Raw genomic sequence first — 9,760 nt, 5'->3', positions numbered from 1 at the left:
GCTGACCACGACCGGCTCACCGGCGGCGTCGTGCACGGTCGCGGTGAGCGGACTGCTCACCACCACGGCCGGCGCGGGCGGCCGGTGTCACGGCGGGATCATGCGGCGAGGCCGTCCAGGGCCGGCTGGTGCGCCACGCCGAGCGCGGTCTCCACCACCGTGACGAACTGTTCGGCAGAGCGGAGCAGGTCGTCGGCCTCCCGGGCGGTGACCACCCGGGGGATGCCGGCCTCGGCGGCGGCCCGCTTGCTGGCGCCGGCGGCGAAGAACCGTGCCCACTCGTCGAGCTCGGGGGCGACGGCGCAGAGCAGGACCCAGACGCTGGTGATCCGGTTGCGCCGGGCCGGCGCGGGGCGGGCGCGGGCGGCGAGCAGGGCGGCCGCCGCGCGCAGCGCCGCCAGGTGGGCGGCCGCGTAGCGCAGACCGTCGGGTCGGGTCTGGCCGGCCTCGACCAGCCCGCGCCGGGCCAACGTGAGGAGTTGGGCGGGGGTGCGGTGCGGCAGCACGTGCGCTGGCACCGTCGGTGCCTGAGCCGGGTTGGTCGGCATGGACTGTCTCCTCCACGTGGCCGGGGCGTCGGCCGGCGCGCTGATGTCGCCGATGAGACGCCGAGGTCGGGTGGTGCGGAGGAAGACGCACCGGGTGTGGCCGGCCGGGTGTGGATGCTTCCCCACACCACACCCGGCCGGCGTACCGGCGGGTTCGTCGCCCGCCGCCCGGGGGTCGTGGGCGGCGAGCGACGCTCCTGCCTGATGGGACCGGGCTCGCGACTGCCCGGAAACCCAGGTGCGGCCCGCGGAGCCGCACCGCCCGGAGCTGGCGCCGCGAAACACCGCGCTCCGGCTGGTTGGAACGGGCGTTCGAGGCAATCGAACACTCGTTCTAACTGCTGCTGACAGTACACCTCCCCTCCGACGAAAATGCAACGTGTGACGCGCCGGCCGTGCGCCGGAGCACGATGGGAGGGTCAGGCGAAGGCCGGATAGCGGGGCAGGTCGAGGTCGGTGGCCGGGGACCGGGTGCCGCGTACCAGCAGAGCCTGGACCGGCCGGGTGCGCAGCAGCCGGTTGCGCAGCCAGAGCCCGGTGGTCGCCACCGGCCGCGGCCAGCTCGCCGGCGAGCACGTACCCGCCGACACGGCGTGGCCGGCTGAACCGGGCACCGGTGGACCGGGAAGAATGGCGGGATGCAGCCACACCCGAACGTACGTGCGGTGCAGGACGCGCTCACCGGCGCCGGCGCGCTCGACGGCGCCGGCCGGCCCAGCACGGTCCGCCTGCTGCCCGACGCGGTACACACCGCCGCCGCGGCCGCCGAGGCGCTCGGCGTCGAGGTCGGCCAGATCGCCAACTCTCTGATCTTCGACGCGGACGACGCGCCGCTGCTCGTGCTCACCTCCGGCGCGCACCGGGTGGACACCGCCGAGCTGGCCGCGTCGATCGGTGTCACCCACCTGCGTCGAGCCACCCCCGAGTTCGTCCGGACGCACACCGGGCAGCCGATCGGCGGGGTCGCCCCCCTCGGGCACCCGCACGCGCTGCGCACCCTGGTGGACACCGCGCTGGCGGCGTACCCGGAGATCTGGGCCGCGGGCGGCGTACCGCAGGCGGTCTTCCCGACCACCTACGCCGAGCTGCTGCGGGTCACCGCCGGCACTCCGGCCGAGGTGGCGTGAGCGGCGTCGCAGAGCTGGTCACCCTGCACGTGTGGCGGACCTCCCCCGGCGCACTCCCCCGGGCGCTGACCCGGATGGCGGTGGACCCGCGCCGGCTGCGCGCCCTTCCGGGCGTCCGGTTCGGCAAGCTGCTGGGCACCGGGACCGGCACCGGCTTCGGGCCGGGTGACGCCGACCTGACCCGGTGGGCGGCGCTGACCGTCTGGGACTCGCCCGCCGCGGCGGCCGACTTCGACGCCTCGCCGGTCGGCCGCGCCTGGGCGCGGATCGCCCGCGCCCACGCCCGGGTCGACCTGCGCCCGTTGAGCAGCCGGGGCGAGTGGTCCGGGCAGCGGCCGTTCGGCGAGCCGTCGGGTGGGCGGGTCACCGGGCCGGTGCTGGCGCTGACCCGGGCCCGGCTGCGAGCCCGCCGGGCGGCCACCTTCTGGCGGGCGATCCCCCCGGTGGCCGCCGCCCTGCGCGACGCTCCCGGGCTGCTGGCCCGCTTCGGCGTCGGCGAGGCGCCGCTGGGTTGGCAGGGCACGGTCAGCGTGTGGCGCGACCCGACGGACCTCGTGGCGTTCGCGTACCGTCACCCGGAGCACCGGGCGGCGATCATGCGAACCCCCACCGCGGGCTGGTACGCCGAGGAACTGTTCGCACGGTTCGAGGTGCGTGACGTGGTGGGTGACCGGACGGTGCTCGGGTGGGTCGCCGACGGTGACCCCGCAACGGTGAAGGGTGGACGGGCATGAGGTTGGTGCGCTGGACGCCGGACGATCTCGTCCGGCGGCTGGACGACGTGGTGACCGTCTACGGCGAGGCGATGGGTTACCGCACCGACCTGCTGGAGGCCCGGCGCGGCTACATCGCCACCCACGTCCGCCGACCCGGTTTCCGGGCCGTGGCCAGCCTGACCAGCGAGGGTCACCTCGCCGGCTTCGGCTACGGCTACCTGGGCGGCCCCGGCCAGTGGTGGCACGACCAGGTGCACCGGGCGCTGGACGTCCCGACCCGGCAGCGCTGGCTCACCCACTGCTTCGAGGTGGTCGAGCTGCACGTCCGGCCGCCGGCGCAGGGGCACGGCCTGGGCGCCGGCCAGCTCCGCGCGCTGCTCACCATGGCCGAGGGCGACACCACGTTGCTGTCCACCCCGGAGGCCGACGAGCAGACCTCGCGCGCGTGGCGGCTGTACCGGCGGTTCGGCTTCGTCGACGTGCTGCGCGACTTCCACTTCCCCGGCGACGAGCGGCCGTTCGGCGTGCTCGGCCGGGACCTGCCGCTCGAGCCCCCGGCGTCATGACCCGGCGGCGGATCTCCTGGACGCTGCTCGCGGTCCTGGTGCTCGCCCAGATCTGCTACCCACTCACCACCGGCGCCACCCGGGCCGGGCTCACCGTGGCCACCGTCGTGCTCGGCTGGCTGCTCTCGGTCGGCCACGCGCTGCTCAGCCGGGGTCCCCGGGCCGCGGCTGCGCTGGTCGCGGTGGCCACCGGCGGCGGGTTCGCCATCGAGGCGGTCGGGGTGGCCACCGGCGTGCCGTTCGGCAGCTACGACTACTCCGGTGAGCTCGGCCCGAAGCTGGCCGGGGTGCCGCTGATCATCCCGTTGGCCTGGACCTGGATGGCCTGGCCGGCCTGGCTGGCGGCGGTCCGGTTGACCGGTGGCTGGTCGACGGCCGGCCGGCGGGTGCGGCGGATCGCGCTGGCCGCACTGGGGCTGGCCGCCTGGGACCTCTTCCTCGACCCGCAGATGGTGGCCGAGGGCTACTGGACCTGGCGGGACGCCACCCCCGCGCTGCCCGGCCTGCCCGGCATCCCGGTCAGCAACTACCTGGGCTGGCTGCTCTTCGCGGTGCTGCTGATGAGCGCGCTGCGCCCACTGGCCGGCCCGACCGCCGAGCACACCGACCAGCGGGACCACCCGATGATCGCGCTGTACCTGTGGACGTACCTCTCGAGCATCCTGGCCCACGCGGTCTTCCTCGACCTGCCCGCCTCGGCGCTCTGGGGCGCGGCCGGCATGTCGGTGACCGCCGTGCCCCTGGCGGTGACCCTGCTGCGCGCCCGCCGGGCCCGTGACACGCACCGGGTGGACCGCCAGGCGCACCGCCCCGGCGTCGACGCGACCCGATGACCGTCCTGCTCGCCCTGCTGCTCGCCGTCGCCGCGCTGACCGGGCACACCTGGCTCAACGCCGCCCGCTGGCTGCGCCGGCCCACCGACCGACCGGACGAGGTCGGCGAGGCGGTCGCCGTACTGCTGCCGCTGCGCGACGAGGCCGCCCGGGTCACCGGATGCCTGCGCGCCCTGCTCGCCCAGCGCGGCGTGCCCGGGCTGCGCATCGTGATCCTCGACGACGGGTCCACCGACGGCACCGCCGAGGTGGTCCGCGCGGTGGCCGGCGACGACCCGCGGGTCACCCTGCTCACCGGGGTCGCTCCGCCGCCGGGCTGGCTGGGCAAACCGCACGCCTGCTGGCAACTGGCCACCCGGGCCGACCCGGCCGCCACCGCGCTGGCCTTCGTCGACGCCGACGTGGTGCTCGCCCCGTACGCCGTGGCGGCGGCCGTCACCGAACTGCGCGCCGCCGGTGCGACGCTGCTGTCGCCGTACCCCCGGATCGTGGTGGCGACGGCGGCCGACCGGCTGGTGCAGCCGCTGTTGCAGTGGCTCTGGCTGACCTTCCTGCCGCTGCGCGCGATGGAACGCTCACCGCGGCCGTCACTGGCCGCGGCGGGCGGGCAGTTCCTCGTGGTGGACCGGGCCGGCTACACCGCCGCCGGAGGGCACGCCGCGGTCGCCGACCGGATCCTGGAGGACGTCGAGCTGGCCCGGGCGGTCAAACGGGCCGGCGGGCGCATCGCCCTGGCCGACGGGTCCCGGCTGGCCGACTGCCGGATGTACGACACCTGGCCGCAGCTGCGCGACGGGTACTCGAAGTCGCTCTGGGCGTCGTTCGGGCACCCCGGCGCGGCGGCCGTCGTGGTGGCGCTGCTGCTCCTGCTCTACACGGCTCCGCCGCTGGTCGCGCTGGCAGGCGTGGCGGCCGGCGCGCCGGTGGTGGCCGCCGTGGGCCTGGCCGGCTACCTGCTCGGAGTGGCCGGACGGGTGCTCACCGCCCGGGCCACCGGGGGTCGGTGGTGGCCCGACGCGCTCGCACACCCCGTGTCGGTCGTGGTCCTCGGTTGGCTGACCCTGCGGTCGTACCATCTGCGAAAGCGACGCCGCCTGACCTGGCGGGGCCGCCCGGTCAGCTAGGAGGACGCGGCATGGCGCGGATCGTGGTCGTCGGCGCCGGGGTGGGTGGTCTCGCCACCGCCGCCCGGCTGGCCGCCACCGGGCACCAGGTGACCGTCTTCGAGGCCGCCGACACGGTCGGCGGCAAGCTCGGCCGGTACGTGCACGACACCCCGGCCGGGTCGTTCCACTTCGACACCGGGCCGAGCCTGCTCACCCTGCCCGAGGTGTTCCACGACCTGTTCGAGGCGACCGGCGCGAAGCTCGACGAATACCTGGACCTCGCTCCACTGGACCCGATCGTCCGGCACGTCTTCCCCGGCGACGGTCCGGCCCTGGACTCCTGCGCCGACCCGGCGGAGTTCGCCACCCGGATCGGGGCGGCCTTCGGTGACCGGGCCGCGGCCGACTGGCAGCGACTGTGGCGCCGGGCCGCGCGGGTGTGGAACGCCTCCTCGCGGGACATCCTGCGCCGTACCGTCGACTCCCCCCGCGACCTCGCGTCGCTGGCCTGGCACGTCGGTGACCTGGCCGCCATCGCCCCGGGCCGCACCCTGCGCGGGCTGGGCCGCCGGTATCTGTCCGACCCGCGGCTGCGGATGCTGCTGGACCGGTACGCCACCTACACCGGCGCCGACCCGCGCCGCGCGCCGGCGGCGCTGGTCGCGGTCCCCTACGCCGAGCTGACGTTCGGCGGCTGGTACCTGCGCGGCGGCCTGGGCACCCTCGCCGACGCGCTGCTGACCCGCTGCCTGGACCTCGGCGTGGTCGTGCAGACCGGCGCCGCCGTGACGCGCATCGATGCCGCCGGAGGCCGGGTGCACGGGGTACGCCTCGCCGGCGTCGCCGCGCCGGTGCCCGCCGACGTGGTGGTGGCGAACGTGGACGCGCTCACCGTCTACCGCGACCTGCTGCCGCACCCGCGCCGGCTGGCCGGGCTGACCGACCGCAGCCTGGCCGGTTTCGTGCTGCTGCTCGGCGTCTCCGGCAGCACCGGGCTGGCGCACCACAACGTCTTCTTCCCCCGCGACCACGACGCGGAGTTCGACGCGGTCTTCGGCGACCCGGGGCTCGGCGTACGGGCCCGGCCGGCGGCCGACCCGACGGTGTTCGTCACCGTGGCCGACGACCCGATGGTCCGCCCGGCCGGGCACGAGGCGTGGTTCGTGCTGGTCAACGCCGCCCGGCAGGGCACCGCCACGGGCGCGGTCGACTGGCGACGCCCGGGGCTGGCCGACGCGTACGCCGACCGGATCCTGGACGTGCTGGCGCAACGCGGCGTCGACGTCCGCGACCGGCTGCTGTTCCGGGAGGTCCGCACCCCGGCCGACCTGGACGCGGCGACCGGCGCGCCGGGCGGCTCGATCTACGGCACCGCCGGTGGGCTGCTCCGCCCGGCCAACCGGGGTCCGGCGCACGGCCTGTGGCTGGTGGGCGGCTCCAGCCACCCCGGCGGCGGGCTGCCGATGGTGACCCTCTCCGCGCAGATCGTCGCCGACGAGATCGGCCCCGCCTGGTAGGTGCGGGGGTCAGCCGGCGTCGAGCAGCGCGCGGCGGACGGTGGAGAGCAACTGCCCCAGGCCGAAGCCGGCCAGCAGCACCCACACCGCGGTCGCCATGGTGATGGTGCCGGCGGCCAGGTCCGGCTCGATCAGCCCGGCCAACCCGGCGACCAGCAACCCGACCAGCGCCACCGAGACGCGGGTGGGGCGTTCGCCCACCGTCACCGCGCCGATGTCGCGCATGCCGGCGGAGACCGCCCGGGCCCGGACGTACTCGTGCAGCCAGGACAGCGCGCCGCCCGCGACGACCAGCGCGCCCGGCGCGCCGACCAGCCAGAACGCCAGCAGCCAGGCCACCTCACCGAGCCGGTCGGCGAGCGAGTCGTAGACGTAGCCGAGCCGCGTGGTGCGGCCGGTGGCCACGGCCACCGCCCCGTCCACGCTGTCGGCCACCGAGGCGAGCAGCACGAACAGCGCGCCGAGGAACGGCCCGTTCCCCGGCCGGGTCGCCAGCAGCGGTACGCAGAAGCACAGCAGCACCCCGGCCACGGTGACCGCGGTGGGGCTGACCCGCAGCCGACCCAGCACGTACCCGACGTGGTACGCGAACCGTAGCCAGGCGCGCACGACCGGCGCGGCGGTCCGGGGGTCGAACCCGCCGTGCAACCGTGCCCACGCCGTGGCGTACTGGTCCCAGTTCAGCTGTGTGCCCACCACTGATCAACCGTCGTGCGGGGCAACAGGTGTCGCAGACTCTCGGTCACACCCGTGCGCCGGCCTTGAGGTTCTGCCACACCTCACGGGTGGCGGTGGACCGGTTGAGGGTGATGAAGTGGATTCCCGGCACACCCTCGTCCAACAGCCGGCGGCACATCTCGCTGGCCTGCTCGATGCCGAGCCGGCGGACCGCCTCGGGGTCGTCGGCCACCCGCTCGAAGCGCGCCGCCAGCGCCGGTGGGAAGGGCGCCCCGGACAGCTGCACGGACCGCTCGATGGTGCCGATCTGGGTCACCGGCATCACGCCGGCCAGGATCGGGGTGTCGCAGCCGGCGGCGGCGACCCGGTCCCGCAGTCGCAGGTAGTCGTCGGCGTCGAAGAACATCTGCGTGACCGCGAACTCGGCACCGGCCCGGCACTTGCGGACGAAGTGCGCGGTGTCGCTGGCCACGTCCGGTGAGCGGGGATGCTTGTACGGGAAGGCCGCCACACCCACGCTGAAGTCACCGGCGTCGCGCACCAGGCGGACCAGGTCCTCGGCGTAGTCCACGCCCTCGGGATGGCGCACCCATTCGCCGCCCGGGTTGCCCGGCGGGTCGCCGCGCACCGCCAGCACGTTGCGCACGCCCACGCCGGCGAGCCGGCCGATCACGTGCCGCAGCTCGGCGACGGAGTGGTTGACCGCCGTCAGGTGGGCCATCGGCAGCAGGGTGGTCTCGGTGGCGATCCGCTCGGTCACCGCCACGGTGGTGTCGCGGGTCGAGCCGCCCGCCCCGTAGGTGATCGACACGAACGACGGGCGCAGCGACTCCAGCTCCCGGATCGCCTGCCAGAGCAGCCGCTCCCCCGCCTCGGTCTTGGGCGGGAAGAACTCGAACGAGAAGGTCGGCTGACGGTCACGGATGAGCTCCCCGATCGCCGGCTGCGGGTTGGGGAGTACCGAGGGAAGACCGAGCGCCACGACCCGACTCTAGCGGGCGGTGCCACCGTCACCCAGACGCTTCCCACGCCAGCGCACGGATCGAGGAATCCGTGTGCGTACCGAGGTCCCGTCCGGCGGCCGGCGGCGCCCCGGCGCGCCACGGCCCGGCGGGGGCGGAGACGTCGTACCCACGGGGTAGGAACAGGTGGCGCGGGAGGGGCGGCGGGGGCGGCCCGGGGGGCCGCGTGGGGTCAGCAGCCGACCGGTGACGCCGGCCGCTCAGGCGGCGGGTCGTCACCGCACCGACGCCCCTCCGGGAGGACCGATGACCCCGCCCCCACCACCGCGCCCGCCACAGCTCGGGCCGCTGCTCGCCCGGCGCCGGTTGGCCCGGGGCTGGAGCCAGCAGCGCACCGCCGCCGAGTTGTGTGCGGCCGCCGGGGTGCCGACGCTGAGCCGGCACGAGGTGTCCCGGTGGGAACGGCAGCGGCGCATCCCCGGAGGGTTCTGGCTCGGTTGGCTCGCCGTCGTGCTGGACGTGCCGCTGGTGGTGCTCGCCGAGGCCGCCGCGAGCGCCCGCCGGGCCGGTCCGGGGCGGGTCGCCGGCCCGGGCCGGGCCACCGCGGCCGGTGCACGGCCGGCCGGGCGGACGGGCCCGGGTCGCGCCGCCGGGACTACGCGTGGCGGTGGAGCGCGGGCCGCGCCGACCGGCTAGCGTCGTGGCGTGACCCACGCTGCTCCCGTGTCTCCCGTCGACCGCGCCGGCCTGCGGCAACGGGTCGACAAGGCCCTCACCGAGTTCCTGGCCGCCCAGCGGGCCCGGTTGACCGGCGTGGACGACGCCCTGGTCCCGGTGGCGGAGGCGATCGAGGCGTTCGTGCTCGGCGGCGGCAAGCGGCTGCGTCCGGCCTTCGCGTACTGGGGGTTCCGGGGCGCTGGCGGGGTGGACAGCGACCAGGTGCTCACCGCCCTGGCGGCGCTGGAGTTCGTGCAGGCCAGCGCCCTGATCCACGACGACCTGATGGACCGCTCCGACACCCGGCGCGGTGAGCCGGCGGTGCACCGCCGGTTCGCGGCCCGACACCGGGCGGCCGGCTGGGGCGGCGACCCGGACGGGTTCGGCGACGCGGCGGCGCTCCTGCTCGGTGACCTCTGCCTGGTCTGGTCCGACGAGCTGCTGCACTCGGCGGGGCTGGATCTGCGGGCGGTGGCCCGGGCCCGGCCGGTCTTCGACGAGATGCGCACCGAGGTCACCGTCGGGCAGTACCTCGACGTGCTGACCCAGGCCACCGGGGACACCTCGGTGGAGCGGGCCAGCAAGGTCGCCCGGTACAAGTCGGCGAAGTACACGGTGGAACGCCCGATGCTGCTCGGCGCCGCACTGGCCGACGCGACGGCCGACGTGCGGACGGCCTATTCGGCGTACGGGCTGCCGCTGGGCGAGGCGTTCCAGCTCCGCGACGACGTGCTGGGGGTCTTCGGTGACCCGGCGCTGACCGGCAAGCCGGCCGGGGACGACCTGCGCGAGGGCAAGCGCACCTACCTGGTGGCGGCGGCCGTGGAGGCCACCGACGACGCCGGCCGGGAGTTGCTGCTGAGCCGGCTCGGCGACCCCGAGCTGGACGAGCAGGGAGTGGCCCGGCTACGCGAGCTGATCTCCGCGAGCGGAGCACTGGCCCGCACGGAGCAGCGCATCGTCACGCTCACCGACAGCGCACTGGCGGCG

12 protein-coding genes are annotated in these 9,760 nt (G+C 75.8%); 8 read left to right on the top strand and 4 right to left on the bottom strand.

What is annotated here, in order from left to right; genetic code table 11:
• Nucleotides 1–98 precede the first annotated feature (98 nt).
• Together M8C17_RS31615 and M8C17_RS32010 are read right to left on the bottom strand one after the other, a co-directional pair.
• Nucleotides 99–548 carry an SAV_6107 family HEPN domain-containing protein gene (locus tag M8C17_RS31615; RefSeq protein ID WP_252420457.1) on the bottom strand — a complete coding sequence of 150 codons (450 nt, stop codon included), beginning with the start codon at nucleotides 546–548 and terminating at the stop codon, nucleotides 99–101.
• Between the two features lie 419 nt (nucleotides 549–967).
• Nucleotides 968–1,096, bottom strand: a complete 129-nt coding sequence (locus M8C17_RS32010) for a hypothetical protein (RefSeq protein WP_256483776.1) — start codon at nucleotides 1,094–1,096, stop codon at nucleotides 968–970.
• A 90-nt stretch (nucleotides 1,097–1,186) separates the two neighbouring features.
• Here M8C17_RS32010 and M8C17_RS31610 point away from each other — a divergent pair, with 90 nt between their 5' ends.
• From M8C17_RS31610 to M8C17_RS31585, 6 genes are read left to right on the top strand one after another with little or no spacing between them, the layout of a single operon-like run.
• Nucleotides 1,187–1,675 (top strand): YbaK/EbsC family protein, encoded by a 489-nt coding sequence (locus M8C17_RS31610; protein WP_252420455.1) that lies wholly within the window; start codon nucleotides 1,187–1,189, stop codon nucleotides 1,673–1,675.
• Nucleotides 1,672–2,409, top strand: a complete 738-nt coding sequence (locus M8C17_RS31605; protein WP_252420453.1) for a monooxygenase — start codon at nucleotides 1,672–1,674, stop codon at nucleotides 2,407–2,409. Before M8C17_RS31610 ends, M8C17_RS31605 begins: the two co-directional genes overlap by 4 nt.
• Entirely contained in the window at nucleotides 2,406–2,957 is a 552-nt protein-coding gene (locus M8C17_RS31600; RefSeq protein WP_252420451.1) for a GNAT family N-acetyltransferase, read from the top strand. Before M8C17_RS31605 ends, M8C17_RS31600 begins: the two co-directional genes overlap by 4 nt.
• Complete coding sequence (locus M8C17_RS31595) at nucleotides 2,954–3,790, top strand: carotenoid biosynthesis protein (RefSeq protein WP_252420449.1); 837 nt, start codon at nucleotides 2,954–2,956, stop codon at nucleotides 3,788–3,790. The genes M8C17_RS31600 and M8C17_RS31595 overlap by 4 nt, the downstream gene beginning before the upstream one ends.
• Nucleotides 3,787–4,914: a glycosyltransferase family 2 protein gene (locus tag M8C17_RS31590; RefSeq protein ID WP_252420447.1), complete on the top strand. Its 1,128-nt coding sequence runs from the start codon at nucleotides 3,787–3,789 to the stop codon at nucleotides 4,912–4,914. The genes M8C17_RS31595 and M8C17_RS31590 overlap by 4 nt, the downstream gene beginning before the upstream one ends.
• A gap of 11 nt (nucleotides 4,915–4,925) precedes the next feature.
• Nucleotides 4,926–6,413, top strand: a complete 1,488-nt coding sequence (locus M8C17_RS31585) for an NAD(P)/FAD-dependent oxidoreductase (protein WP_252420445.1) — start codon at nucleotides 4,926–4,928, stop codon at nucleotides 6,411–6,413.
• Nucleotides 6,414–6,422: 9 nt separating this feature from the next.
• Here M8C17_RS31585 and M8C17_RS31580 read toward each other — a convergent pair whose 3' ends face one another.
• Nucleotides 6,423–7,112, bottom strand: a complete 690-nt coding sequence (locus tag M8C17_RS31580) for a CDP-alcohol phosphatidyltransferase family protein (protein ID WP_252420443.1) — start codon at nucleotides 7,110–7,112, stop codon at nucleotides 6,423–6,425.
• A gap of 43 nt (nucleotides 7,113–7,155) precedes the next feature.
• The gene (metF, locus tag M8C17_RS31575) at nucleotides 7,156–8,073 is read right to left on the bottom strand and encodes a methylenetetrahydrofolate reductase [NAD(P)H] (protein WP_252420441.1); all 918 of its coding nucleotides are present in this window, start codon (nucleotides 8,071–8,073) and stop codon (nucleotides 7,156–7,158) included.
• Nucleotides 8,074–8,359: 286 nt separating this feature from the next.
• On the opposite strand from metF, the gene M8C17_RS31570 reads away from it, so the two are divergent.
• Both M8C17_RS31570 and M8C17_RS31565 read left to right on the top strand, forming a co-directional pair.
• A complete protein-coding gene (locus tag M8C17_RS31570) occupies nucleotides 8,360–8,749 on the top strand; it encodes a helix-turn-helix domain-containing protein (RefSeq protein ID WP_252420439.1) in 390 nt (129 codons plus the stop codon).
• Between the two features lie 9 nt (nucleotides 8,750–8,758).
• The coding region (locus tag M8C17_RS31565; RefSeq protein WP_252420437.1) for a polyprenyl synthetase family protein at nucleotides 8,759–9,760 on the top strand (1,002 nt) is incomplete at its 3' end.

Origin of the sequence: Micromonospora sp. RHAY321 (assembly GCF_023896955.1) — a bacterium.
Classification (GTDB): domain Bacteria; phylum Actinomycetota; class Actinomycetes; order Mycobacteriales; family Micromonosporaceae; genus Micromonospora.
This window is presented reverse-complemented; position numbering and strand designations above follow the sequence as displayed.

What these genes read in the sequence shown, in the direction of transcription:
- M8C17_RS31610 (WP_252420455.1), top strand. Translation starts at nt 1,187, where the DNA reads ATGCAGCCACACCCGAACGTACGTGCGGTGCAGGACGCGCTCACCGGC.
- M8C17_RS31585 (WP_252420445.1), top strand. Translation starts at nt 4,926, where the DNA reads ATGGCGCGGATCGTGGTCGTCGGCGCCGGGGTGGGTGGTCTCGCCACC.
- M8C17_RS31600 (WP_252420451.1), top strand. Translation starts at nt 2,406, where the DNA reads ATGAGGTTGGTGCGCTGGACGCCGGACGATCTCGTCCGGCGGCTGGAC.
- M8C17_RS31595 (WP_252420449.1), top strand. Translation starts at nt 2,954, where the DNA reads ATGACCCGGCGGCGGATCTCCTGGACGCTGCTCGCGGTCCTGGTGCTC.
- M8C17_RS31615 (WP_252420457.1), bottom strand. Translation starts at nt 548, where the DNA reads ATGCCGACCAACCCGGCTCAGGCACCGACGGTGCCAGCGCACGTGCTG.
- M8C17_RS31570 (WP_252420439.1), top strand. Translation starts at nt 8,360, where the DNA reads ATGACCCCGCCCCCACCACCGCGCCCGCCACAGCTCGGGCCGCTGCTC.
- M8C17_RS31590 (WP_252420447.1), top strand. Translation starts at nt 3,787, where the DNA reads ATGACCGTCCTGCTCGCCCTGCTGCTCGCCGTCGCCGCGCTGACCGGG.